We start from the raw sequence: 26440 nt of genomic DNA, 5'->3' as shown, positions 1-26440 counted from the left end.
AAAAAAGCAGGTGGAAGATTGGCTCAATGCTTATCACGAGTTCGGTGAAGAAGGGCTTCTGCGAAAACGCCAAAACCAAAGTTACCCTGTTCAATTCAAGATGGATGCGATAGAGTTATATCAAACAACTGAGCTGTCCTATCGTGAAGTGGCGAATCATCTAGGGATAAATAATCCTGCATTAATCACCAACTGGATGAGAATCTTTCGTGCAGAAGGAATAGATGGGCTCTCAAAGACGAAAGGAGGTCCATCCATTTTGACTAAGAAAAAAGAAGAGAAGAAAACAAAGAAAGAAACACCTAAAGAACGCGATCGTATTAAGGAATTAGAAAAGCAAGTGCGTGCCCTTCAGATTGAAAATGCCTTTTTAAAAGAATTGAGGAAGCTGCGAAAACAGGAAGCCCAACAAAGACGAAAGAATCAATCGCACGAATCATCGACAGCCTCCGAGGATCCTTCAAACTAGTTGAGCTTCTTGAAACCTTGAAATTTCCTAAATCAACCTTTATGTATTGGCAAAAACGCTTTGATCGAGAAAATCCAGATCAAGAAATCGAAGAGGAAATGCTTAAAATAAGAAGACATCATAAGGATTATGGCTGTTTGCGTATGACAAAGGAGTTGGGAAATCGTGGGTTCCATGTAAATAAGAAGAAGGTTCAACGTTTGATTTGAAAGCTGAGTATTGAAGTTCGCTCATTCACGAGGAAATCTCGCCGTTATCATTCTTATCGTGGAAAGAAAGGATGGGCCTACCAAATGAAAGCCTATAACTACAAATTAAAAGAACATAAAATCTTCCAGAGCATGTCCCGTAAAGGAACCTGTTTAGATAATTCGATCATGGAGAATTTCTTTAGTCTATTAAAGCAAGAAATCTATCATGGAAGGGAATATTATAGCTTTGAAGAGTTGAAACAAGCAATTGATGGCTACATTCATTACTACAATTATGAGCGCATAAAGGGAAAACTAAATTGGCAGAGTCCGGTTCAATTTAGAAAAGCGGCATTGAAAGCTGCCTAAAATCATCAATAAATACACAGAAAAACGGAGTGGATTTCTCCACTCCGAAAAAGTCTAACTTTTTGGGGTCACTACATCAGCCTTAGCTGTTTTTTTAGATATTATTCAGAAATATAGGTCCATTTATAATCATATCTTGCACCGGCCCCATGAGTAACAACACCTTTAACTTTTTCGTTACGCATATGCGCTTCAGCTTTTTGATAAACAGGAGCAATACCCATGTCTTCCATCAGAATTTTTTCCGCTTCTACCATATCATTCCAACGTTTCTCTGGATCACCAGCATTGGTCGTGCCAGAAGCTTCTACAAGTTTGTCATATTCTTCATTTGAATATTGACCTCTGTTATATGAGTTACCAGTTACGAATAAATCTGTAAAACTACTTGGGTCAGCATAGTCAGCACCCCAACCACCCATAATTACATCGAAGTCCCCATTTTTACCACGGTCTAAACGGACAGTGAATGGTACAGATGTTACGGTTACGTCAACGCCATCCAAGTTTTCTTTTACTGCTCCTTGGATATATTCTAGAATTTTCTTCGTAGAATCAGTATCATCACCAACGATATCAAATTTGAATGAATCAATGTTTAGTTCTTTTTTGGCTGCTTCCCAATATTCTTTGGCTTTTTCTTTATTGTAAGTTAATAAATCTTTATTTTCGTCAGCAAAATCAACATTATCTGTAGGCGAAAATGACATCCCCTCTGGTACTAAACCAGTTGAAGCAATTGAACCATCGCCTAAAATACGATTTACGACAGCATCGCGGTCGATAGATAAAGAGATTGCTTTTCTTAAATTCGCATTGTGATAAGGTGAATCTGCATCTCTTTGGTTAAATTCCAAGTAAGAAGTACGAGCATCTTTTTCAATGACTAATTGTGGATCATCTGCCATTTGTTTCGCTAATTCGCCACTTAAAATGACATCGTCAGCTTGTCCATCTTGGAATAAGTTTAATGAAGTCGGTGCTTCTTTTACGACATTCACTGCAATTTTATCTAATTGAACAGTATCTTTATCCCAGTATTGATCGTTTTTCGTGTATGACCACTCTGTATCTGTTCCAGGGCCATCAAAATCAGTAAGCGTAAATGGTCCATTGTAGAAAGATGTATCACTGCTTGTTGCGTAATCTGCACCAAATTCTTCTACCGCTTTTTTATTTTGCGGGAAAAATGATGGGAAAGCTAGCAGATAATCAAAATAAGGCGTTTGTCTTTCAAGCGTTACTTCTAATTCGTAATCGCCATTGGCTTTGATGCCTAACTCATCTAAGTCCTTTTTACCAGCAGTAACATCAGCACCATTTTTTACTAATTCAAACATATATGCATATTCTGCAGCTGTTTTAGGATCAGCCGTACGTTGCCAACCATAGACATAATCATCAGCGACAACTGGGTCACCATTCGACCATTTTGCATCTTCTCTAAGCTTAAACTTATACGTTAAGCCATCTTCACTTACATCAGCTAATTCTGCAGCACCTGCTGCAAGAGGTTTACTTTTCTCATCTAAGCGGTAAAGTCCTTCATACACATTATTTAATGCCGCAAAACTAATTGTATTTGTGGCTAAAGAGAGGTCAGCACTTGGCATTTCTTGCTGAACAACAACTCTAAATAATTGTTCCCCGCTTGCTTTATTTCCGTCAGAACCACTATCTGTAGAATCTGTCTTACCGCCGCCCCCGCAGGCTGCTAAGACTAAAGTTGAAAGCATCATGATGCTTGTTAATTTGATTGCTGTTGTCTTTTTCATTTTATTCTCCTCAATAAATCATATTTTTGTTACCGAATTTTAATCTTTCGAGTGTTTTTATAATACTAGAAAAAAAAGCAAATAGCAATATTTTTTATTCAAACAAAAAAAGTGAGCTTGGAACATAACTCAAAAAGTTATGTTTCAAGCTCTTAGTTTCCTAATAAACGGTGGGTGCAGAAGCAACTACTTCACTTCGTTCCGATCACAACAATTTCTAAGAGCTAAAGCTCTAAGAATTGAAGGCTTCGGAAATAAGCTGAAATTCACAAAAATTTGAAGAGCAATTTTCGTGAATTCCTTCTTATTGCTGTAAAACACAACGAGAACCGAGTTGATGTTGCACAGTACCTACCCGGTTCTCGGAGTTAAACACTTCTGTCCCAACCTCAACGAAAATCGGAATAAATAGTGTGAAAAAGACAAGTTTCTAGGTGCCTTCATTCACTTTATTATTCAAATAAATTTTTATAATCTCCGTAGCCTTCAGCTTCTAATTTTTCTACTGGAACAAAACGTAGGGCTGCTGCATTAATACAATAACGTAACCCGCCTTGCTCTTGTGGTCCGTCTGTAAAAACATGACCTAAATGTGAGTCAGCATCTTTACTCCTTACTTCAACACGATGCATCCCTAAAGAAAAATCAGTTTTTTCTTTCACGCCAAGTTTTTCAATTGGTTTAGTAAACGATGGCCAACCACAACCAGCGTCATATTTATCTGTTGAACTAAATAACGGCTCACCACTTACAATATCGACGTAAATTCCATCTTGATAGAAATCATCATATTTACCAGTAAATGGACGTTCTGTCGCATTCTCCTGAGTGACTGCATATTCAATATCAGATAGTTTGGTTTTTAATTCTTCTTTTGATGGTTTTTCCATAACGAATCACATCCTTGTTTTTTGTTACTGTTATCATAACACTGTTAAGAAAAAAACACTCACTTTCTGTTTTGAAAGTCAGCGTTTAATAGCATTTAATTCCAAGGCATTTCAAGATCAATATTGTTCGCAAGATCAACACTTTCTTGTCGTTTCTCTTGTCTGGCTAATTTTCTTGCCTCATATCCTGAACAAATAAATTGTTCTTCTTTGGTCTCTGGTTCGATTTTATCAGGTAAAGCAGCTCCTTTAGGCACAACAAAAGTCATAAAACAGGTACCTGCTAAATAACGTTCTCCTGAAAGTAAATCTTCTCCGATAACTTTTGCAAATATCTCCATTGAACGTATGCCAACACCTGATACATACGCATCAATACAAACGGAATGACGATCTTTCAACGGCGCGAGAAAATCTAAATGATCTACTGAAGCTGTTACAATTGCAGCTCTAGACATTCGAACTGCGGAAATCCCTGCTGTTTCGTCTAGCCAAGCCATCAATTGACCACCAAAAAGGGTTTTATGAAAATTTAAATGGGGATAAGTAATAATATGTGTTTGAACCGCTCTGGTTTGTGAACATTTCATTGCTTGTTTCCTTCTTTCATTATTAACAGACTAATCAAAAGCCGGCAACATCCGATATAAAGTTGCTATTGGTAATCCCATAATTGAATAGTAGTCACCTTGAATACTTTTGACAAATAGAGCACCTTTTTCTTGAATACCGTAAGCACCAGCTTTGTCTTCATATTCTTTTGTATCTAGATAGTGATTGATTTCTTCATCTGTCAGCTCATAAAATTCAACTGTTGCTGGAACAGTTGCTGAAGATTCTTGATCGTCTTTCATCACTACTACACTTGTATAAACCTTATGTGTTCTTCCGCTTAGTTGCTTTAGCATTCGAAAGCCATCATCTCTAGAAGTTGGTTTTCCCATGATCTCATTGTCAATTGTCACAATCGTATCACAGCCGATTACTAAATCATTTGGGTATTGCTTGGCAATATGTGCCGCTTTTTGAGCAGCCATCGTCAGGACATAATCCATCGGGGTAAAATAACTTTTCACCTCTTCATTAATATCAGCAGGAATCACTTCAAAATCAGAAACAATTCGGCTCAATAATTCCCTTCGTCGAGGGGATTGTGAAGCTAAGATAACTGTCATTAGAACACCTTCTTTTATTTTTAATGTGGATCTTGAATTCGTTTAAACATTTTTTCCATATCTGAGTTGGTAAAATGGATCAACACAGGACGACCATGAGGACAGTTAAATGGATTTTCACACGTCTCAAGGTCTTTTAAAAGAACACGCGCTTGTTGTTCATTTAGATAGTGGTTAGCTTTAATCGAACGTTTACAGCTCATCATAATCGCTGTTGCTTCGCGGAATTTTTTTACACTAACTTTACCAGTGGTTAAAAACATATCGATCATTTCACGAATGATGCTTTCTTCTTCACCTGCCGGATACCACGTCGGGTGAGCACGGACAATAAAACTATTTTGTCCAAAATCTTCTAAATGAATCCCCACCTCTGCTAACGTTTCTTTTTGTTCTTTGATTTTCAGAGCATCACTATTTGGATAGTCAATCACAATAGGTACTAATAATTCTTGTAAATCATCGGAAACTTCGCCGATTTTTTCTCTAAAATACTCATATTTTATTCGCTCTTGCGCTGCATGCTGATCGATGATGTATAAGCCATCTTTACTTTGAGCAAAAAGGTAAGTACCATGCATCTGACCAAAATACTCCAGTTCTGGAAAACGTTCTTTTGGTCGATCGTCAGACAATTTATTTAAAGCTTGTGTTAATTCACGGTCTGAACCCGAAGTTGAAAAATCAAATTCAGGATGATGACTTAATTCTTCTTCATAAACCTGTTCATCAATGGTAGATGTTTCTGCAGTTTCCGAAGACACAGCAGCTGGTTCAATCATCGCTGTTTGTTCTATTTCTGGTGAATTTTCAGAAATTGGAATAGGTTCTTCAGATGGTGAACTAAAAGCATGCGCCAGCAAGGCTTCTCTATCCAGATCAACAGTTGATGATTCTTGGGTTTGATTTTGTACAGTAGCTTTTGTCGAAAAATCCGCTGTCGTTTCTTTTACAAAAAAGTTTCCACTAGTAGAATCATAGCCTAAACTTCCTGGTTTACGAATTGGTTTCGCCGCTGCTTCTGGCTGAGGTAAAGGAATTTCCATTTGTTCAACTTTAGGCTGCTGTTCGACTTTCTTTTTAAAACGTAAATTATCGGCTGCATTAGGAATTAGCTGCTCATAGCTTAACACTTCACGTATAGCATCACTAATAAGTGTCATTAATTCTTTTTCTTTACTTAGACGTACTTCTTGCTTAGTTGGATGAACATTTACATCCACTAATAGCGGGTCCATTTCAATTTCTACAACAGCTAATGGAAAGCGGCCTACCATCAGTTTTGAGCCGTAACCTTCAACAATTGCTTTATTTAGTGCAAAATTTTTGATATAGCGCCCGTTAATGATTGTCGATAAATAATTGCGACTTGCTCTAGTTACTTCCGGTAAAGAAACATAGCCAGTTAATTTAAAATCCAAATCTTCTGCTTCGATCTTCAGCATTTTTTTCGCGGTTCCGATACCGTAAATCCCTGCAATTGTTTGTTTTAAATCGCCATTACCAGTAGTGTTCATCATTTTATTGCCATCATGAACTAAACGAAAAGCAATGTTAGGATGGCTTAATGCTAAACGATTGACGATATCACCGACGTTGGCTAGTTCAGTTTGAATAGTTTTAACATATTTTAAACGGGCAGGCGTATTGAAAAACAAGTTAGATACAGTGATTTTTGTCCCTTTTCTTAAAGCTGACGGACGATGTTCTTCAACTTTACCGCCCTTCATTTGAATAAAACTGCCTTCACCTTCTTCTGAAACAGCTGTTTCTACGGTAATTTCTGAAACAGAGGCAATACTGGGCAATGCTTCACCACGAAACCCTAAACTGCGAATGCGGAAAAGATCATCTCTTGTGTGGATTTTACTAGTCGCATGACGCTTAAATGCACTTAAAATATCTTCTTTGGCAATCCCTTCGCCATTATCAATAACTTGAATTGTTTTTAAACCAGCTTCTTCAATAAAAATATCGATTTGAGTACTGCCAGCATCGATCGCATTTTCTACCAGCTCTTTAACAACTGATGCAGGACGTTCTACTACTTCACCAGCGGCGATTTGATTGGCAAGCTGTTCTGATAATTCTTGTATCTTTCCCATTGGCGTATTCCTCTCCGTTCTCAGCCTCTATTTATGTTTAAATTCTTTTTTGTAGTTCGTATAATTTGTTTAAAGCATCCATTGGGGTCATTTCCAATAGGTTGATCTTCTTCAACGTATCAATTACACCTAATTCGTCTGTCGAGACTTCTTTAAATAAGTATAATTGTTCGGTGTTTTCTTTGATTTCATCTGTGTATTCTACAGTTTTCAATGGTTGTTCTTCTGATTCTAGTGCTGTAAGAATCGTTGCAGCCCGCTCTAATAAATCACTTGGTAAACCAGCAATTTTAGCTACATGGATACCATAACTTTTATCTGCTGGTCCGTCCATCATTTTATGCAGGAAGACGACTTCACCATTTTTTTCTACAGCGCCCACGTGAATATTTTTCAATCCTGAAAGTGTTTCATCTAAAACAGTCAATTCATGATAATGAGTAGAGAATAATGTTTTCGCTTGAACTTCTCGATGAATATATTCAATAATCGCTTGTGCCAGTGCCATCCCATCATATGTTGCTGTTCCACGACCTAACTCATCAAATAAAATTAAGCTGTTTGGCGTAGCATGACGTAAGGCTTGGTTAGCTTCCATCATTTCTACCATAAAGGTACTTTGTCCGGCAATTAAATCATCTGATGCACCAATTCTGGTAAATATTTGATCAAAAATCGGTAACTCAGCGGACTCGGCTGGTACAAAACAACCGATTTGTGCCATCACGACGGTTAACGCTAATTGGCGCATATAGGTACTTTTACCAGACATATTTGGTCCAGTAATTAAGAGAATCAGATTTTCTTTACTCATATGAACACTATTCGGGATATATTCTTGGTGCCCTAAAACTTTCTCTACAACTGGATGGCGACCTTCAACAATATGCAGTTCTTTGCTATTACTTTTCAAGGTTGGACGCACATATTGATATCTTTCACTCACTGTAGCGAATGCTTGTAAAACATCCACTGCACTAATTGTTTTCGCTAGTTTTTGTAGACGTTCGATATTGGCTTTAACTTGTTCACGAACTTCTAAGAATAATTGGTACTCTAGATCGACAGATTTTTCTTCCGCTTCTAAAATCAGTGTTTCCATTTCTTTTAGTTCAGGTGTAATGAAGCGCTCTGCATTTGCTAGGGTTTGTTTGCGTTCGTACTTACCTTCTTCTAGGTTTGCTAAGTTAGATTTTGTGACTTCAATGTAATAACCAAATACTCGATTAAAACCGACTTTTAAGGTTTTAATACCTGTTTCTTGACGTTCTTTGGCTTCCAATTCGGCTAACCATTGCTTACCGTGGCGCATCGCATCCCGATATTCATCTAGTTTTTCATTGTAATTGTCTTTAATGACATTACCCTCTGTAATTGCTAGCGGTGCTTCTTCATTGATTGCACGATTGATTAATTCTACAATATCTTCCGCAGGGTTTAAATCTAATAAGAGGTCATTCCACTCACCTTGGTTAATCCCAACAATCAATTCACGAACTAACGGTACTTGTTCCAACGATGTTTTTAACTGAATTAAATCACGACCGTTCACGTTTCCAAATGCTACACGTCCAGCTAAACGTTCTAAGTCATAAACTTTCGTTAGCGTGGCTTGTAAATCAACGCGCTCGAAATATGCATTTAATAATGATTGCACCATTTCTTGGCGGCTTTGAATTTGTTTTTCCTGAATTAAGGGACGGTCTAACCATTGTTTTAATAAACGACCACCCATTGCAGTTTTTGTTTCATCTAATAGCCACAAAAGTGTACCTTTTTTTAAACCAGTGCGGATGGATTGAGTTAATTCTAAGTTAAATTTAGAATAATGATCCATTTTTAAGAAATGATCCGGCTGATATTCTACTGCTTTTTGAATATGAGCTAAACTTCGTTTTTGTGTCGTCGTTAAATAGGTTAATAATTTCCCAGTGACATCTATTTGTAGTGCTTGAGTTAATTCACTTGTTAAAAAACTAAATTCTGCATTTTCTTCTGCTTGGTTTTGTTCAGAAAAAATAATATTTAAACGATCTTTCAATGTTTGTTTTAAGGATTCTGACAGTTCACTGCCTAAAACCATTTCTTTAGTTTGCAGCGCGGAAGCTTCGTTAATCAGTCCATCTTCATCGGCTAATACCGCTGTTTTCAATTCTCCTGTACTTAGGTCAACATAAGCTAAACCAAACTGTCCATCCTCTTCAACAACCGCAGTCAAATAGTTATTATCTTTGGCTTCTAAGCCTTTACTATTCATCACTGTTCCCGGCGTAATCAGTTGAACAACTTCTCTTTTAACCATTCCTTTAGTTGTTTTAGGGTCTTCTACTTGTTCACAAATTGCTACTTTATAGCCTTTTTCAATTAATGTATCGATGTAACCTTGCGCTGCATGATGGGGAATACCGCACATTGGTATCGGATCGTCTGCATTACGGTTACGACTGGTTAAGGTTAATTCCAACACTTGAGATGCATTGATCGCATCTTCGTAAAACATTTCGTAAAAATCACCTAAGCGATAAAAAAGAAATGCATCTTGGTATTGGTCTTTAATTGCTAAATATTGTTCCATCATTGGCGTGTTTTTGGTTTTTTGCGGCATAGTTACCCTTCCTTCTCTAATTCTTCATTTACTCTGTATTGAATCATGTCAGTGACATGCTGTAGTAGGTCATTTACTTCCATTAATTGTTCGCGATAGGCAACAACCAATGGATGTTCATCAAATTCTTTGGTCAATTCATCCGCTCGCTTAATCGCTGTTTTTTCAGCTTCTGGTTTATCGTAATGAGCAAATTGAACCGCATCTTTTTGCGCCGCTTTGATCTGTTCTACTAAATCAGTCAACTTTTGATTATTTTGGACTTTATTTTCCAATTCTTTATAGCGTCGAATCATTTCATCTTCACCAATCAACGCTAATAATTTCATTAATTCTTCATTGATTTTTTTATCTGTAATGGATGGCTCCATGATTTCACACCTTTATTCTGTGTAAGATTTGATTCCTTAATAGGTCTACTTATTTTAACATAAATCAAGCAGATTCAACAGTTTACGAAAAAATAGTCAGTGTTTTGTTATAATTTTTTTAAATTCATATTTCAAAAATCATTAGTTTTCAGTGACAAAGCTAAACAGTTTTCGCTTCATTTGAAATTTACGTAAAAAAACAGAACTATCTATACTCAGACAGCTCTGCTACTAATTTATTCTTTACTTTTCAATTCTTCTAATTGTTCTTCCAATGCTTTGATTTTTTGTTGTCTTTTGCGATAAATCATAAATAATAGGATCAATACGATGATTACTAGAATTAAAATGATTAACCACCAGTAATTCGTTTTTTCATGATGAACATAGGCTTGTTCATTTAATGATTTCGCTTCATCTGCCTTAATTTCAAATTCTTCTTCAAAATCCCACTTACGTCCTTTGGATTCAGCGTGGATGGACAGCACATATTTCCCCGGTTTAAATTCTGTTTCTTGTAAACTTACAGGATAATTGAAAACTGAATTTGGCGCCATTTGCATATCATTTTTTTCTGTTTCGTAAAGAACTTGATCGCTATTTTTCTTTTTGATTTTTGCAGTGATGTTTAATCGGTTAAGGTAAGCTGCTTTAGGGTTCGCTAATTGTGCAAATACTACATTACGATTATTAATTTGACCTAAATTTACATTGGATAACTGTAAATCAGAAGTTACTTCTTCTTTTCCATGAAGTACTAAAGCAATTACATACCCAAATTGATTATTAATCGCAACATCTGAATCTGATCTTTCTGTTTCTGCTTCATTTTTACTTGTAAAAATAATACCACTGGATAATACACCAGAAAAATCAGCTTCCGGCATTGATATAGCATAAACAACATCTTTCGATTCATTTGGTGCTAAGGTGATTTCTTTTGTTTCTGTTTTGACTAACTCACTAATATTGTATGGCAAATCAATGGATTTATTTTTTTGACTGTTGATATATTCGACTACACCATTTGTATTAGTCGTTGCGGTTTGAACATCGGTATTGATTGTTCTTTCTTGATCTGAATGGTTTGTAACTTTGACCGTGATGTCTTCTTGTTGTTCTGGTTCTAGTCTTAAGTCAAAATATGTTTTATTTTTATCTACTTGATTAGGTGAGGGAATCGCTTTAACTTCATAATCAGCATCTGTCGCCCAAACATTTAGTGACCCTACTGTTCCTACCATGACTAACCCTGTTAATAACAATAAAGCTTTTAATGTACGTTTTAACATCGTTTTCCCTCCATTTTTTGCTATGTATGATTTTATACAAAATTGAAAGAAAGTCTATAGACATTTTCCAACTTTGTATAAAATTTTTACGTTCTAAATTAATTATTTTCTGGTTGATCCAGCAATGTCCATGTTAATGTTGTTTCATATTGTTTTGCTACTTTAACGGTTTCACCTGGTACTGATAATGTAGCAGCATCTTTGGCAAAATTTTCGATTGTTACGCCATTACCTTGACCTTTTTCAGCATCTAAAATTGTTGCACCTGAACCATCTGTGTTTAAAACTACTTCTGTTTCAGCTTCTGCTGAACCTGTAGATTTATCTGAAATTGTTGGTGTTTTTAATGTAATTTGTGCATTGTCTAATTCTTTATTACCAACTTTGAATTGCCCATTTTGCGCTACTTGAACCGTCCAGCCAGTTTCTGTTCCGCGGATATCTTGAACAGTTGTTACTGAATCTGTTTTGCTTTTGTATACTTCGTCTTTTGCTGAAATTGGATTAGAACCAAAATCAAAGTCTGCAACATTTAGCATTGTAAGAGCACCTTCTGTTGGCGCTGTGAAACCAATATCACCTTTTGAATCTTTGCTTTCAGTTTCTTCTGCATTTACGACTAAACTTCCACTCAAAACCATTGAAACTGTTGCTAATCCTAGAAAAATTTTATTTGCTTTCATCTAAATTTTCTCCCTATTCATTAAAGTTTTATATGATATCATTCCTGTTACAATCAACAGAATGGATATTCCACTAATTAGTAATTCATTATCTTGTTTATTTTCGCCTGTATATGGCAGATTACTGTTCAAAGGCTGTTTCTTTTTGTCATTTACGTAAAAGCCAACTTTCGCATTTGATTTTTCTGCAACGACAATGTCTTCTTTCATACTTAAAACGTACAGTAAGAAACCACCGATCAATAGTAATAGAAACCATTTTCTTTTTTTATCATTCACTTGACGTCTCCTTATCAATCATTGGATACAACATCGTATAATTCCCAGCCGATTTCGCCAGAGTACTGATCTGCTAGTGCTTCTCCTGATTTTACGACTACTTTTAATCCGTCATCTTCGTCATTCCACTGGTTGGACACATTAACGTCATCGTGAGTGGTTGTTACAGCTGACGCTATGATCGTTGATGATCCAATTTCTAAAGGAAAAATTGTGCCATTTTTCACATAAAACAATGCATTTGATAAAACATTGTTAGTTTTATTTCCAGTAAGAGATTTATTCAAAGTTGCTCTTAATTGCCAATTAGAACCTAATGTTCTGGTATCTTTCACCACAATATCTTTGTCTTTCGTTTCAATTCCGTATTCTTGATCCGTGCTGGATAATTCATGGGTTCCAAAACTAATTTGATCTGGTACCGCGCTAAAAGTTAGATGACCTTGATACGTATAAATAATTGTTTGAGACTCACTTGAAAACATCCCGTTTTCATTACCAGATATGTCTGCTAGAGTATAGTCTGAAATTTCTTTGGCTTGTGTTTGGTAAGGCATACCTATTTTCCCAGTTAACTCTTCAGTTGGCGCAATTTCTTGACCGTCTTCGTTTAAATATTTTACAGTAACAGGTGCTCCTTGAATTAAATCAGCAGTAAGATAAGCTTCGTTACTGGTTTTCATTTCATCATTTGCAGTTACTTCCGCAACATTGGGAACAACTACTTGTTTAGTTTCAGGATCTTCTAACTTATCTGAGCTTATCGTGAGGCTCCCAATCAATTTAATCGTATACGTTTTTCCATAAAAAGTTTTATCTGCTAAACTAGCTGCGGTAGCTTCGAGAATCAATTTATTTTCTGAGTTTTTGCTAATAGTAAATCGATCAGATGCATTTATACCAGTATCATCAGTTATCTCCACATCTTCAGTAGCGATTGCTAGCGATTCGTCTAAATCATCTGTGATTGTCAGTTGATTAATTGGTCTGTTAGGGGAATAAGTCGGTATTTTTTGATTAATCGTAAACAGCGTTCTCTTCTCAGCCCCTGTATAAGTAAATTTCTCCCCTTCTTTAACAGGTGCTTGAACTTCTTTTTCACCAACGATGTCACCTAATCCAGGAAAATCTTCACTATCAAACCGCACTTCACTTTCTTCTGTATTAATAGACATGTTTGTATGAATATCGTACCCTGAAATAACACTACCTAAAACTCGTCCTTGTGTATCATCTATCGTAACTGATGTACGAGGCGCTAACACTGTACCAATAAATAGCGAAGCGTTACTTCGAAACTGGATCTCTTGTTCTTCATCATTAAAATTATGAATCAGATGTAAAGCTGTTTTATAGGTTTTATCTTTTAATTCTTCTGAAATCGTATGGCTATCAGACTGGATCAACGGCACTGCTTTATCCGCATATTTGCCTTCAAAGAAAACACCTTGATTTCCTTCAAATGCATATTCTTCTTCTCCCGGCAAACTTGGATAAGCCGTTGCATGAAAGAAGGTACTTCCACTAAAATTAAATGATGGAAAATGCTTATAATTAATAATCAAATATGGCGGCAACATCGTATCTGGATCGTAATTCGTGTAATTAATTGAGATATCTTGCGCTTTATCAAAATGATCGATCTGTCCATCTACATCAACTACAATTACAGCTTGGTCGGTAACTCCTTTTTTTAAAGCTATATTGATTTGAAGTGTTGATTGACCGCCCCAATCATTAGGATTGATAACTGTTTGTTCCGTGTTCACTTCAGCGGCTGATACTGCTGAATTATACACAATTGGTTCTTCGCTACTTGTTAATCTCCCATAATAATCACTCGCCATTTGAATATTTCCTGTAAGCTGGGAAAAATCAGAAATGCCATTGTCTACAAAGGAAGGAAATGATTCAAGTGAATCATTCGACACACGTCTAAAAAAATTTTCCTGTAATTCTGGATAATATTTCAATGCTAGATTAACATCTTCATCCGAAGGCATCTTATTTAGAAAATAGTGTAAATCTTCTCCATTTACATATTTAAAACTTGTGTCATTAGCGTACCAACGGATAATATCACTGCCCGTAATTGTGTCAGAAACAACAGCAGGATCAATTTGATCAAATCCCCATGAAGGTAAAGTACTTTGGTAATTTTGAAAACCACCCTTTGACAATCCTGAAGAACCATTGGAAGTAATATTCTTCGCTAAAAACTGGCCCACCATTTGTTTTTCCTGAAGCTGATCGGTATTAAAGTAAATCGTCCCGCCAGCAGTTAAATTGGTTTTCGTTGAAACACCTAATGGATATCCAGTTGGTGGTGCAGTCCCATCTGCAAATACTTTTTCTGCAGAATTGATAGTAAATAAAAGACCGAAAAACAAAGCAAGTAACCTTAACATTCTTCTTTTCATCTTTCTCCCCTATCTGCTTAAACGCACTATATATTTGGTCATTGAAATAATTATTATTTTCTTATATGAAATAATACAATTTTTTTCAGAAAAAAAATGCGTGTTTTTGAAACAATCTGTTCCAAAAATTAATAATCAGTCTATCTATAACAAAAAAAAGAGCAAAACAAAGCGGAAAATCCGTTTCATATTGCCCTTTTAAATATAAATAAATAACGATATTTTTAATAACCTGACCCGAAAATTGTATCATAGAAAATTTCATTAATCGCTTCAACCATTTGCTTCCATTGCTTGGGATTTAACTGATCATCAAAATAAAAAAATTCTGTCTGCGAACCGACTCCTTCATAAGAATCCGAAATAACCAGATCCGCTAATGCTACATCATTTGTAAATAAAATCCGATCTTTATTATATATGTCTGTAATTACTTTCTTAATCCCATCTGCCAAAATTAAATTATTATTAAATACTACACAAATTGATATTCTGCCAGCTTTTTTACTTAAATAAATTCCCGAATAAATCGTTAACGAAAGAATAGACATTACCCCTTTTAATGATTTTTTATTAATTTTAGGATAAAACTCCTGACGTTCAACAATTTCATTAATCTTTTGAAAAACTTCTTCATTTTCTTCGTTGTAATCAATGATTGAGTGGAAAGATAAAGCATTTTTGTAGTAGCCCGAAATATCAATATTAATATGCTTAATGTAAATCAGTAAGATAATAAGGTAAAAGTAAAAATTAATATACCCCTCTTCTGTATATTCAAGATTAAACTGTTTTTGAACATCTTCCATTAACTTTGTGGTATACACAGCAATTTCTAAAGCAGATTGCTGATAATTAGACACGATTTTCTTTTTCGTCTCTAGAGAATCTAGATTATAAACTAAGCCTCTGATTCCATATAATAATAATGCCCGTTCATCTTGATAGATTTTCTTAGGCAATTTTTTTTCCAACAATGGTAATATTTCAGCCTCTTTATTATCAAAGTATACAATATCCGTAAAAAATTCTTTTGATAACTCTACATAGTTTTTTTGCCATAGAACCCTTTTCAACGTAATTAACTGGATAAACTTGAATTTAGCTTGCTGAGATTCCGATAAAGAAGCAGCGTGGTCAAAATAATTTTCAAAATCCTTAATATCCAGCCATTCTTCCGGATAATCTGTATTGACTTTTATTGATTTATACACTGACCAATAAGAGTAATAATCAAATAGTCTAATCCCGATTTCATTACCTGTTAAACGGCTGGAATGTTGATCGAATGAAATTTTCCCGCCAAAAGGAGCTAACATTTTTTTCAGCTCGCGTAATTGTTTGTAAACAGAAGAACTACTCATATGTAAATCCAGAGCCATCGCTTCAATAGAAGCATAATGATTTTTTAATAACGCATTTAGAATAAAGAAAATCCCACTTTTATCAACATAATATAGATGAATGTAGTCGATCAAGTAACCTAAACTAAAAGACTCTACTTGGCTTATCAAATAAGTTCCTGTCTGGTTATTTTGAATTAAATGCACTTTCCCTTCAAATGCATCTTCCACTTCCTGTGCTAAATCATTAATGTACCGACTCAACGTACTTTTAGTGAGGTTATGCTTTTGAAGTAACTCATTAAAACTAAGCCCGTCACTTGCAAAAACAATTGACTTAAATAGTTCAAACTTCGTCCGCTCTTTTTTCCCCATAAATGAATTTTGCATAGACGCCTCCTTAGTTCTCTTCCATCAGACATTCTTTTCCTCATTATAGAACACTTTGCTTTCCTCCTGGTACTAAAAGCTTAGATATTGTACACAGTAAAAATGAAAGCCCAATAGAATCTCGGCTTCCATTTTACTATCTATTTAATTAAATATTATTCTTCAAAAGGGCGATCTTCGCTGATTTGAATTGGTTCAATTTTCTTGGTCTGTCCTGTCTGGTCATCAATGTCAATAATGCACGCTGAAAGTATACTCCGACCTTCATCAACCACTTCAAAACGTCTAGGTAATGCTGTCATAAATTTTTCAATAATCGGCTGACGTTTCATCCCTAAAATACCATCGTAAGGTCCTGTCATACCAACGTCACTAAGATAACCGGTACCCGCTGGCAAAATTCGAGCATCGTTTGTTTGGACGTGTGTATGCGTGCCGACAACTGCACTCACTTTTCCATCTAAGAACCAGCCCATTGCTTGTTTTTCGCTAGTTGTTTCCCCATGAAAATCAACAAAAATCAACGGTGTTCTTTTTCTTGCCTCAGTTATTAATTGCTCAGCTTTACGAAAGGGATCATCCAAATCCGCCATAAAAACTCTCGCCTGTAAATTAATCACAGCTAACTCAAGTTGATTAACTTTCACAAATACCATACCTTGGCCTGGAGTTCCTTCTGGAAAATTCGCTGGGCGAATCATTTTTTTTGCATCGTCAATAAACTCAAAAATATCTTTATTATCCCAGCTGTGATTCCCTAAAGTGACTACATCTACACCATCTTGTAAAAACTTCTTGTAGATTTTCCCAGTAATTCCTCGACCAGCAGCCGCATTTTCGCCATTAGCAATCGTTACCTGAGGACGATATTTCTTTTTAAGTTTTGGTAAATACGTGGTTATTGTATCTCTTCCTAATGATCCTACGATGTCGCCTATAAATAATATGCGCAAACAACTTCCTCTTCTCTTTTAATGTCTAAGGTTATTATAGAGGTTTTTGGGTTGGAAAGAAAGAGAACAATGTTTATATTTATCCATTATCCTTTCTAAACTATTTACTTTTAACCCTACATGCTATAATGAATATTGAATTATTTTCGTGTAAAAATTACCATTATTAAACTATAAAAAGTAATCATAAGGATTGGGCTATGAAAAAACAATTAAAGTATATTTTTATCATCATCGGGATTTTACTTGCGAGCATTTTGATCTATCAACTAGCTATAAAATTTATGCCGGATATTCGTATGTTCATTAACTCAAAAGGCGATGAAAGCAGGACAGCCTTACTGAAAAGTGTACGCTCGCATGAAGCAAGTACGGGAATTTTATTAATATTATTAACTGGTGTCATGTCGGCTATTCCAGGTATTCCTACTTCGGTGGTAGGGGTTTTAATTGGTGTATGTTATGGTCCTTTAATTGGCAGTATTATGAATATTATTGGAAATTCACTTGGTAATATGGGTAGTTTTTATTTGATGCACAAATTTAAATTTATGGATAAATCCAAAGCTTCTAATCACTGGGTTCAAACCCTTTCTAATGCCAAACATCCAAACATTAGTATTACCATTGCGTACATGATACCAGTTATCCCTTCTTTTCTAGTCAATTTCACAGCTACTTTGTTGAATATCAAATTTACACAGCTGATTTGGATGACTCTTATTGGCTCTATTCCGTCCTCTATATTATATGCCTTTGGCGGTGACGCTTTATTTAAAGGAAATGAAACTAGAGCTGTTCTTTTAATCGCTAGCGTGGGAATCTTAGTCGCTTTTATTTTATTAATTAAGAAAGACCGAAAGCAAAAAGAAAACAGTAAAATAAAATCCTAAAAATTTTTACCGCCGACATTATTTTTCTAAAACGCTGATAGTCAAAACCACTTTCGTTCATATCTTTTAAATAAATGACAAGCCTCTGTTAAAACTACATCAAGCTATCTCTTTAAAAATAAAATAAAAAATATACCCTCGCCAACTCCTAAAGCGAGGGTATATTTTTTAAGAAATTCATTTTTAAAAATTTTACTAATTCACCAAATTAGAATTAGTTATCATATATCATATAAACAACTTTTTATTTTATCATTTTTCACTATAAAGTAATTAATTTTCCCCAATTATTCGTTTTCAATTTCTTCCTTTTTTCAATTAACAATTGTATTGTTTGCTCTCGAAGCTTGTTTTTCCTATATTTTTTATCTAATCAGTCGTTTTTATCAGCTACAAACTCAAATTCTGTTTCTTTCAAAGAAAACGGCAAAAGAATCGCAAAATGTTGATTTAGCAAATGAATTTAGACATGACTATCGGAATATTCTTTTGAGTTTAAAAACATATCTTGATCAAAAAGAATTTGAAGAAGCTGATACGTACTTGTCTTCTATTATTAACTATTCCAAATCTTTTACTGAAACAAATTACTTTAGTCAAATTTCTACAATTAATATTCCAGCCGTACAAGGAGTACTGCTTAATTTTTTCGAAAAGTGTTCCAGTCTTAAAATACCCGTTCATTTTTTTACTAATGAAAGTATTTCCTATTTTGACTTAACGATCAATCCAGTTGATTTCATTCGTTGTCTATCGATTCTTTTGGATAATGCGCTAGAAGCTTCTATGGAAACTGAAAAACCATTAATCCAGCTAACTATCATTCGAAAAAAACAAACTATCTTTGTTGAAGTCAAAAATAAATCAGAAACGCCTGTTGCAATTGAAAATATCTTCAAAAATAAGTTTACAACTAAAGAAAATCACCAAGGAAAGGGTATCCCAATTTTTGTTAAGCTATTAAAGCCGTATCGAAAAGTTAAATATTCTTTTTCTAGAGAACATGGTTTCTTTATTGCCAGTTTCACGTTACCGATCAATATGCAATAAACTATTCTATTCCTTTATATCTGTTAATGAATATAATTAGAATAGTAAGTTTAACGTTTATAGCTTTTAAATTTCAAAGTAACTTTTAAAAAAAGATATATGTTAATACATTCAGAAAAAATATAAATAATTGAAATATCTCAGCTAATACATGCAGCTGGGATATTTTTTATTAATAGATCCGTGGTCAAATATATTACTTTAAGTAGCTGCATCACCACACCTAAATAAAATCCTATGAAAATAATCCAAAAAAAGAAATTTTTTTCTTACTTAAGTAACAATAAAGTTACCACTAAAGTAATCTATAGTCAACTCTTTTTTTATTTTTAATCCAGACTCAAAAATTACAAATAGTAATTCGACACCTGAAATACGAATAAACGGCCAGAACAAAGCAGTACCTCCACTTTGTTCCGATCACATTGTCATAAGTCACGAAGAATATCGTGAATTGATGATGAACGATACAAGGTACAGGAAGTACAGTCTCTCTTTAAAACTTCTAAGAGATGTATTAAGAATACCTATTTGGTTCTCGGATCTAAACACTTTTTCCTCAGCCTCTCACTAAAATAGAACTATTTGAAGGGCACTAGTGCTAGTTTATTTTTCTCTTGAGTTCATTTTTTTCTTTGCTGGATTACCTTTTCTCGGATTCACTAGCTTTTTAGTTCGCTGCGTTGGTCGTTTCGTTTTTTTACGTGGTTGTTTTCTTTTAGCTTGTTGTTGCTTCTGACGCATAACCCAAATTAGTAGACCGCCAATTATGAAAACCAACAAAAAAATACCGATAGTGATATAAATGAAGGAATGGTTTGTTCTTGCTACTTTATCCATCTTGGCATTGAAATTCTTCGCTTCATCCGTCTTAATTTCAAAAACTTCTTCCAGCTCCCATTGTTCTCCATCTGCTTCAACCAACAGCTTCAGTGTGTATTTCCCTGCTTTGAATGGCTGGTTTTCAGTTGAAATCCCGTAATCAAATGTAGAATTTGGTGCCATGTTGAGGTTTTCTTTTCTATTATGATAGATCGACTTTCTTGTACCCGTTCCTTTAAATACATCTGCTGTTACCACCATATTGCTTAAAATTTTTGGTGCCGGATTTTGTAGAGTTGCGAGAATCATATTGCTACCATTTAGTTGTCCCGCTTTCACTGACATTAGATTTACTTCTGATTTAACCGGATCGTCATTTTCAGATAATTGTACCCCAATCACCTGTGTTTGAATGGCTTTATTCTTATTGTCTGTTTTTTTTAGTTCTTTCTGATGGGTAAACTGGAATCCGCCTAAAATGATGCCTTCAAAGGATTCTTTAGGAACTGTCACTTTAGCTACAACTTTCTTGGTTTCATTTGGTGCTAACGTCACTTCGGAATCGACTTCTACCATTTCAGAAAACGGATGACTCATTGTTTCGTCCAGTTTAGGATCTGTTGTTTCATAATTGATGACGCCATCATCTGTTGTTACCGCATTATTGGTTTGAACCGCAACGGTGATTTCTTGGTCTGTATAGTTTTGTACTTCTACTTCTAAATTCTCCACTTCTCCTGGTTTCACTCGTAAATCAAAATATGTCTTTTTCTGATCCCATTGTTTTTCTGGTAGTCTAGCTTTTACTGAAAAAGTGGTTTCTGCTGCACAAATTGGAATATTCCCGAAAAAATAGCTGAACATAAAGCCGATAACTGTTAAAATAGCGACTATGTAACGTTTCATCCTTTACTCTCCTTTGTCTTTTTAATCGATATCACGATCTTTTCACCAAACTCCACAGTAATTGAATCAAGGTATATAAGCCACTCATACTCCCTACACCTAAAATAATCCAATAAAAGAAATATTGATACGGACGAACTTTCACGAGTATTTCAGTGATTCTATTTTCGGGAACTTGGGTTATTTCTGTTGTTGGTTGTTCTGTTGTAATCTGTTGTTGTTCCGTTTTCGTGAGTTCAACTGGTAATTTTTTTCTATCTTGAAAAGATTCTTGTCCTTGTAAGAGTGTTTTTAACTCACTTTCCGGTAATAAGCGACTGTGAACCAATAAGCGTTCTTTTGATGAAAATAAAGGATGACAGGTTAATAAGGTCACAATCTCTTCATTTTTATCAGTTTCAAGAAGCTTGTCTGTTTGCCAAGGTTCGATGACTTCTGAACCTGTTACTGAATAGACACCCTCTTGCCCTAAATAGGACAAGTAAATCAAATCACCGGGAAATAATTGGTCAATATTTAAAAATAATGTTGGACCATACCAGCCTCGATGTCCGGCAATGACGGTTTGGGTATTTTTCCCACCAAACGGTAAACTCGTTCCGCTGATTTGAGCAACACCTCTTGATAAGTTGAAGTCACTTGCACCTATGTATAGCGGTAGTCGCTCACCAATTTTCGGGATATCAATCATTCCTACTGCATCAGGGTAACCTTCAAAAGAGCCTGCGGGTGTGTTGAACGGATCAATTCCTTCTGTGGTCTCGTTTTGGCTGGCTAATGTTGCTTCAATATCGGAAACGTTTATCTGTCCTTCAGTTAACTGGGTAGACAACTGCTGCAGCTCGCTTTCTTGGTGAAGCTGTTGAGAAACACTGCGAAAGGGTAGCCACATAAGAATCGATAAGCCTAGCAGGTAAAAGATGCGGGAAAGAAATAAACGTCCTTGTCCTGTTTTCTTTTTCATTCAGTGGTTCAGCTCCTTTCTTTTTTGCGAGTCGCTGTTTCCAGTCTGCTTTGTTGCTGCTTCTGGCGTTTTTTTCGTTTTTTACGCCAAAGTATATAAAGAATAACCAGTAATACTCCTAGTGTATAAAGGGCAATTTCCAACCAAAAATGAAGTCGTGCTTCATGAATTGCTTGCAGGCGCTTTTCTTTTTCATACGGCACGCGATGTCCACGAACCAATAGTCGATGGGTATTTATCATGTAAGGGGTACAAGTCAACAGGGTGACATAGTCTTCGCCTTGAACAATCTTCAGATCATCCATTTCGGTTGGCTCAACGACTTTGATTTGATCGACTTCATAGGCATGGATCTCGTCTTGTAAGTGGAGATAGAATTGATCCCCTTTTTCCAGTTTCGGTAAGTCGGTAAATAGTTTAGCTGAAGGTAAACCTCGGTGTCCTGTGATGACGGAGTGCGAATTTTCGCCGCCAATCGGCATGGAGGTTCCTTGGAGTAAGCCTGCGCCATATTGTAATTGAAGGTCACTTGTACCATTGTATACTGGCAATTCCACACGGATTTTCGGTATCTCAACCACGGATAGAACTTCGCCTAATTCTTGATTCTTACTATCCGTTAGATTTTCACGTTGAGCTTTTAAAAACGGCATTTCCAGTTCTTGGTATTTTTCTTCTGCCAGTCGTTGATTGTAGGCACTCATTTCTTCTTTAATCGCTGCTTGGTTGGCTAGATCTTGTTTTCCAGTTTCTTCAAAATAGGCTTGATTGGCTTGGCGTTGGACCCATTTATAGTAGCCATTACTGACAAAAGGGTAGGCGAAAATACTTAAACCAACCAGCATAATTAAGAGGAATAACGGGTTTCTTTTTTGTTTTTTCTTGGCTGTATTTTGTTGTGATTGCCCTGTTTTTATTTGTTTAGATGTTTTTGCGTTTTCTGCTTTTTTTGACTTCTTTGTTCTGGACTGTTCGGGTCGGTTTCTTTTTGACGGAACTTGTTTTTTTGGTCGTTCCGGTTGGTTGTTTGGAGACGATGGGCGCTTTTTTCTTTTTTTGGCTGTTCGGGTTGGATCTGTCTTTTTTGGCTCGTTGGTCACCTCGCTCCCTCTTTTCTGTTGTTTTTTTATTTTTCTGTTTTGATTTTTCTTTGCTCAGTTTATTTTGTGTTTGTTTATCCCTGTAACGTTTGATGAGATAGAAAAACAATAAAATTGCCAAGATTAATAATGCATACAATAAAATCTTTTTGATTCGTTCCCAAATGCCTTTTTTAGCTTCTTTTTGATGGTCTTCTTTTTTGTAGGGATTAACGCGTTTGCCTCGGACAAGTAGCCGATGGGTATTGACCATATAGGGTGTGCAGGTTAATAGTGTGACGTAATCTTCTCCATTTTCAATTCCTAATAGACTAAAATCATTTGGGTCAATGGTTTCAATTTGATCGACTTGATAGCTATGTATTTCGTTTTCTACTTTGATAAAAAACATATCGCCCAACTCTAATTTGGGTAAGTCAGTAAACAGTTTTGCTTGGGGTAAACCACGATGACTGGATAACACACTATGGGTACTTTCACCACCATAGGGAAGAGAGGTTCCCTGCATTAAACCGGCTCCGCGAGTGATTTGTTCTTCATTGGTGCCGTTATAAATTGGCAGTTCAACATTTATTTTAGGGATTTCTACAATTCCGATAACCTCGCCCAGTTCTTTTTTCTTCGCGTGGTCACTAGGACTTAAGAGGGTTCGTTCGGCTTCAATGGCGTAGTCTGTTGTGGCATTTCCTAACAAACCTTCGTTGTATTGTTGCATTTCTTTTTTGATTAATTCTTGTTGTTTTTGTTCTTTCTTGGCTACTGTGTCTTCATATTGGGTGATGGCTTGTTTTTGCGCGTGTTTGTAGAGAGCGTTACTGACAAAGGGATAAGAAATGACACTAATACCGACTATGTATAACGCGATTATGAAAAACTTGCGCCATGATTTTTTTTCTTGTAGTTGCTGTTTTTTCTTTGGTTGTGTCGATCGTTTTTTTTTGATCTCCATTGCTTACCCTGTCCTTTCTTTTCTATGTAAAATAGTGGAGTAGAAAGAAAAAAACACCCTCGTTCCTTCTTCCCATTCCCCCTATACCATTACTCTAACAAATGAATCCTTTGACGCATATCTTCTGTGCAACAGACTGGACAAAGAACCAAACGTCGTTTTGGTTGAATCAAAGATCGTTTCGCTAATCGCACGGCTTCTGAACCACTTGATGCTAACCCAATGATCGTACGCTGAGGCAACGATGGTACATGGACACAATTCATTGTATGAATCACAGATTCCCCTTCGGTATTTTGCCTGTCTGATAAATAGTAAAAGTTTTTCATTTCTACGTCCACTCCTAAAACGTCTTCTTCCATTTCTTGCTTATTCCCCTGTCATAACTTTGGGTACAATCAACGATCTTTTTTCAACGATTTTTTCTTCGTTCCTGTAGCAGCTGCCCCCTGTTTTTTATGATTTCCCCCTTGAATTGGGCCTTTGTGTCTGTTCAGTTGGGACGCTAACTGTTCTCTTATTTGCTTCACTCGGTATCGGTACCATAACACGCCGAACACAATTACGACTAGGATGATTCCTGCACCGATACTAATCCATAACCAGTACGGTGGGCCATACTCTATGTCTTCCACCGATGCCTCATTGATTTGTTTGGCTTGATCTGCAGTAATCTCAAAGGATGTTTTTAGCTCCCACTCTTGTTCTGGTGTATGGGCTTTAACCAACATATCGTATGTTCCTGATTGAAACGCACCACCGTTCAATGGGACCGGATAATAGAAATTAGAGTTTGGCGCCATGCGCAGCCCTTCTCTGGTTTCTTCATATAATATCGTTGAACTCCCTTGTTTCATTACTTGTGCGGTGACTGTTAGATCATTCATTTCTACTGCTTCGGGATTTTGTAATTGGGCTTCAAACGCATTATGATAATTAACTTGTCCCCCACGTGCTTCTAATAGTTTTAGATCTGGTTGAAATGTCAGATCTGTTTCCGTTAATTTAACCCCCACCACATAAGAAAAGACATTACGAACACCCATTCCTTTTTGATCAGATAATTCTGTTTCTTTTTTCCCTTGTTCCTTAAAGTACAGACCGCCTAGAATCATACCGTTGTATTCTTCTTCCGGCATCGTCAATTCAATTGTGACTTTCTTCGTTTCGTTCCCCTTTAGATCAACCGACTCTGGTAGTTCAGCGACAGTTTGGAAAGGATAAGTCAAGCTGGTATCCAATGTAGGCTCTAAATCTTTATATTCAATAACTCCATTCAAATTCGTCACCGCCGTCGTCGCATGCATTTCTACCGTGATGGCACGATCTGATGTATTGTTTATCTCCACTTCAATGAATTGTTTTTGGTTTGGTTTCATTCGTAAATCAAAATAACCTAATGCTTTGTTTTGTTGGTTTTCTGGAAATATAGGAGTAACCGTAAAATCTAATTCTCCAGCGCTCACTCGACTAGCGCCTGACACTAATCCGACAAATACAAGGATAAAAAATAATCCCCAGTATCTTTTTTTCTTCACCATTTTTCCCCTCTTTTCACGGTTAAAAAAGTTTTTCTTTTATAGAAGCAAGAGACCGTTCACTGAACGATCTCCTATACCTACTATCGTTTAGTTATCTTAAATCGTTGATTCCATTGTCCACTCTAAATCAGAGGTGTACGTCGTATTTTGGATAGACATTCCTGAAGGAACACTTAATTGGACTCCTGTATTGTACGTCACTTCATCGCCACTTTCATCTGCTTCCCCTGTTGGTGTCGTAGACGTTGAGCCAAACACAATCGAGTTGATACTTAAGGCATTATACGTATCATCCTCTGGTTTCGTATAGTTTCCAACTGTCACACTGTTTCCTGGCGTTAAGGTATAAGTTGCGGCAGGTGTTGTCGCCGCATTCCCTAATTGATTATTGACCATTACATTGTTTAGTTTCATTTGAGCACCAGCTAACACACTTCCTGAAGCACCAGCTGCAACGAACTCTGTCGCTGAAACACTCACTTTCCATGTAACAGATTCAGGGCTATTGTTCACCTGCACAAAGTTCGGCATAACTTTATCCGTATTATTTTCTTGTTTAAACACTGGAGCAATCGCATCATACGTTGCCGCTTTCGTGATTTGGTAGGTATGCTCCCCAAATTCGAAATCTGGATAGTAGACCATTGAAGCTGTATCGTCTCCAACCTCTGCTTTTACTTCGGGTGGTGTCACAGGTGCGACTGGGGCAGGTTTCACCGTTCCTGGATCCACTACTTCTGCGCTTCCTCCTGGTAAAACAGTTTTCTTCAATGTCACGGTTCCTTCTGAATCTCCTTGAGCCGTTGTCGCTGTTACTGCTTGTGCGCTAACCCCACTTAGGGCAATTGCCGTTAAACTGATTATTCCTGTCATAGTAAGTAATGTGGTTGTTTTCATAACTAATT

23 protein-coding genes and 1 pseudogene are annotated in these 26440 nt (G+C 36.1%); 3 read left to right on the top strand and 21 right to left on the bottom strand.

From position 1 onward, the window contains the following. Positions 1–1029, top strand: a pseudogene (locus C240_RS03640) (IS3 family transposase); the annotation flags it as partial. Positions 1030–1130: 101 nt separating this feature from the next. On the opposite strand, the gene C240_RS03635 reads toward C240_RS03640, so the two are convergent. The 13 genes from C240_RS03635 to C240_RS03575 form a co-directional block, all read right to left on the bottom strand. Beyond that, positions 1131–2804, bottom strand: coding sequence for a peptide ABC transporter substrate-binding protein (locus C240_RS03635; protein ID WP_271491107.1), 1674 nt, complete (start codon positions 2802–2804; stop codon positions 1131–1133). Between the two features lie 452 nt (positions 2805–3256). Next, positions 3257–3694, bottom strand: coding sequence for a peptide-methionine (R)-S-oxide reductase MsrB (gene msrB / locus C240_RS03630; RefSeq protein ID WP_271491103.1), 438 nt, complete (start codon positions 3692–3694; stop codon positions 3257–3259). Between the two features lie 95 nt (positions 3695–3789). Next, the gene (locus C240_RS03625; protein ID WP_271491100.1) at positions 3790–4284 is read right to left on the bottom strand and encodes an acyl-CoA thioesterase; all 495 of its coding nucleotides are present in this window, start codon (positions 4282–4284) and stop codon (positions 3790–3792) included. Positions 4285–4314: 30 nt separating this feature from the next. Next, entirely contained in the window at positions 4315–4869 is a 555-nt protein-coding gene (locus tag C240_RS03620) for a Maf family protein (RefSeq protein WP_271491097.1), read from the bottom strand. A gap of 20 nt (positions 4870–4889) precedes the next feature. Continuing rightward, positions 4890–6974 (bottom strand): DNA mismatch repair endonuclease MutL, encoded by a 2085-nt coding sequence (gene mutL, locus C240_RS03615; RefSeq protein WP_271491094.1) that lies wholly within the window; start codon positions 6972–6974, stop codon positions 4890–4892. Positions 6975–7011: 37 nt separating this feature from the next. Next, positions 7012–9579, bottom strand: coding sequence for a DNA mismatch repair protein MutS (gene mutS / locus C240_RS03610; protein ID WP_271491091.1), 2568 nt, complete (start codon positions 9577–9579; stop codon positions 7012–7014). Positions 9580–9581: 2 nt separating this feature from the next. Next, the gene (locus C240_RS03605) at positions 9582–9950 is read right to left on the bottom strand and encodes a RicAFT regulatory complex protein RicA family protein (protein WP_271491088.1); all 369 of its coding nucleotides are present in this window, start codon (positions 9948–9950) and stop codon (positions 9582–9584) included. Between the two features lie 236 nt (positions 9951–10186). Next, on the bottom strand, positions 10187–11242 hold the full coding sequence (locus C240_RS03600; RefSeq protein ID WP_271491085.1) for a DUF916 and DUF3324 domain-containing protein: 1056 nt from the start codon (positions 11240–11242) through the stop codon (positions 10187–10189). A 98-nt stretch (positions 11243–11340) separates the two neighbouring features. Then, positions 11341–11925: a WxL domain-containing protein gene (locus C240_RS03595; RefSeq protein WP_271491082.1), complete on the bottom strand. Its 585-nt coding sequence runs from the start codon at positions 11923–11925 to the stop codon at positions 11341–11343. Next, a complete protein-coding gene (locus C240_RS03590) occupies positions 11926–12204 on the bottom strand; it encodes a hypothetical protein (protein ID WP_271491079.1) in 279 nt (92 codons plus the stop codon). A gap of 14 nt (positions 12205–12218) precedes the next feature. Beyond that, the gene (locus C240_RS03585) at positions 12219–14624 is read right to left on the bottom strand and encodes a MucBP domain-containing protein (protein ID WP_271491077.1); all 2406 of its coding nucleotides are present in this window, start codon (positions 14622–14624) and stop codon (positions 12219–12221) included. 224 nt (positions 14625–14848) lie between these two features. After that, positions 14849–16357, bottom strand: coding sequence for a helix-turn-helix domain-containing protein (locus tag C240_RS03580; protein WP_271491073.1), 1509 nt, complete (start codon positions 16355–16357; stop codon positions 14849–14851). A 155-nt stretch (positions 16358–16512) separates the two neighbouring features. Continuing rightward, entirely contained in the window at positions 16513–17310 is a 798-nt protein-coding gene (locus C240_RS03575; protein ID WP_271491069.1) for a TIGR00282 family metallophosphoesterase, read from the bottom strand. A 200-nt stretch (positions 17311–17510) separates the two neighbouring features. Between C240_RS03575 and C240_RS03570 the strand changes: the two genes are divergently transcribed. Next, on the top strand, positions 17511–18203 hold the full coding sequence (locus C240_RS03570) for a TVP38/TMEM64 family protein (RefSeq protein WP_271491066.1): 693 nt from the start codon (positions 17511–17513) through the stop codon (positions 18201–18203). 489 nt (positions 18204–18692) lie between these two features. Next, positions 18693–19253 carry a GHKL domain-containing protein gene (locus C240_RS03565; RefSeq protein ID WP_271491063.1) on the top strand — a complete coding sequence of 187 codons (561 nt, stop codon included), beginning with the start codon at positions 18693–18695 and terminating at the stop codon, positions 19251–19253. A 273-nt stretch (positions 19254–19526) separates the two neighbouring features. Here the strand turns inward: C240_RS03565 and C240_RS03560 are convergent, their stop codons facing one another. The 8 genes from C240_RS03560 to C240_RS03525 form a co-directional block, all read right to left on the bottom strand. Next, on the bottom strand, positions 19527–19649 hold the full coding sequence (locus C240_RS03560) for a hypothetical protein (RefSeq protein ID WP_271491062.1): 123 nt from the start codon (positions 19647–19649) through the stop codon (positions 19527–19529). Positions 19650–19859: 210 nt separating this feature from the next. Further along, the gene (locus tag C240_RS03555) at positions 19860–20981 is read right to left on the bottom strand and encodes a DUF916 and DUF3324 domain-containing protein (RefSeq protein ID WP_271491059.1); all 1122 of its coding nucleotides are present in this window, start codon (positions 20979–20981) and stop codon (positions 19860–19862) included. 31 nt (positions 20982–21012) lie between these two features. Continuing rightward, the gene (locus tag C240_RS03550) at positions 21013–21945 is read right to left on the bottom strand and encodes a class C sortase (protein ID WP_271491056.1); all 933 of its coding nucleotides are present in this window, start codon (positions 21943–21945) and stop codon (positions 21013–21015) included. Positions 21946–21953: 8 nt separating this feature from the next. Further along, a complete protein-coding gene (locus tag C240_RS03545; RefSeq protein WP_271491053.1) occupies positions 21954–22790 on the bottom strand; it encodes a class C sortase in 837 nt (278 codons plus the stop codon). A gap of 76 nt (positions 22791–22866) precedes the next feature. Next, a complete protein-coding gene (locus tag C240_RS03540; RefSeq protein ID WP_271491051.1) occupies positions 22867–23994 on the bottom strand; it encodes a class C sortase in 1128 nt (375 codons plus the stop codon). Positions 23995–24083: 89 nt separating this feature from the next. Then, entirely contained in the window at positions 24084–24356 is a 273-nt protein-coding gene (locus tag C240_RS03535; RefSeq protein ID WP_271491048.1) for a hypothetical protein, read from the bottom strand. A 36-nt stretch (positions 24357–24392) separates the two neighbouring features. Next, complete coding sequence (locus C240_RS03530) at positions 24393–25535, bottom strand: DUF916 and DUF3324 domain-containing protein (protein ID WP_271491045.1); 1143 nt, start codon at positions 25533–25535, stop codon at positions 24393–24395. A 96-nt stretch (positions 25536–25631) separates the two neighbouring features. Next, positions 25632–26432 carry a WxL domain-containing protein gene (locus C240_RS03525; RefSeq protein WP_271491042.1) on the bottom strand — a complete coding sequence of 267 codons (801 nt, stop codon included), beginning with the start codon at positions 26430–26432 and terminating at the stop codon, positions 25632–25634. Between the last annotated feature and the right edge of the window lie 8 nt (positions 26433–26440).

Origin of the sequence: Enterococcus sp. 5H (assembly GCF_028128615.1) — a bacterium.
Taxonomy (GTDB): domain Bacteria; phylum Bacillota; class Bacilli; order Lactobacillales; family Enterococcaceae; genus Enterococcus_L.
This window is presented reverse-complemented; position numbering and strand designations above follow the sequence as displayed.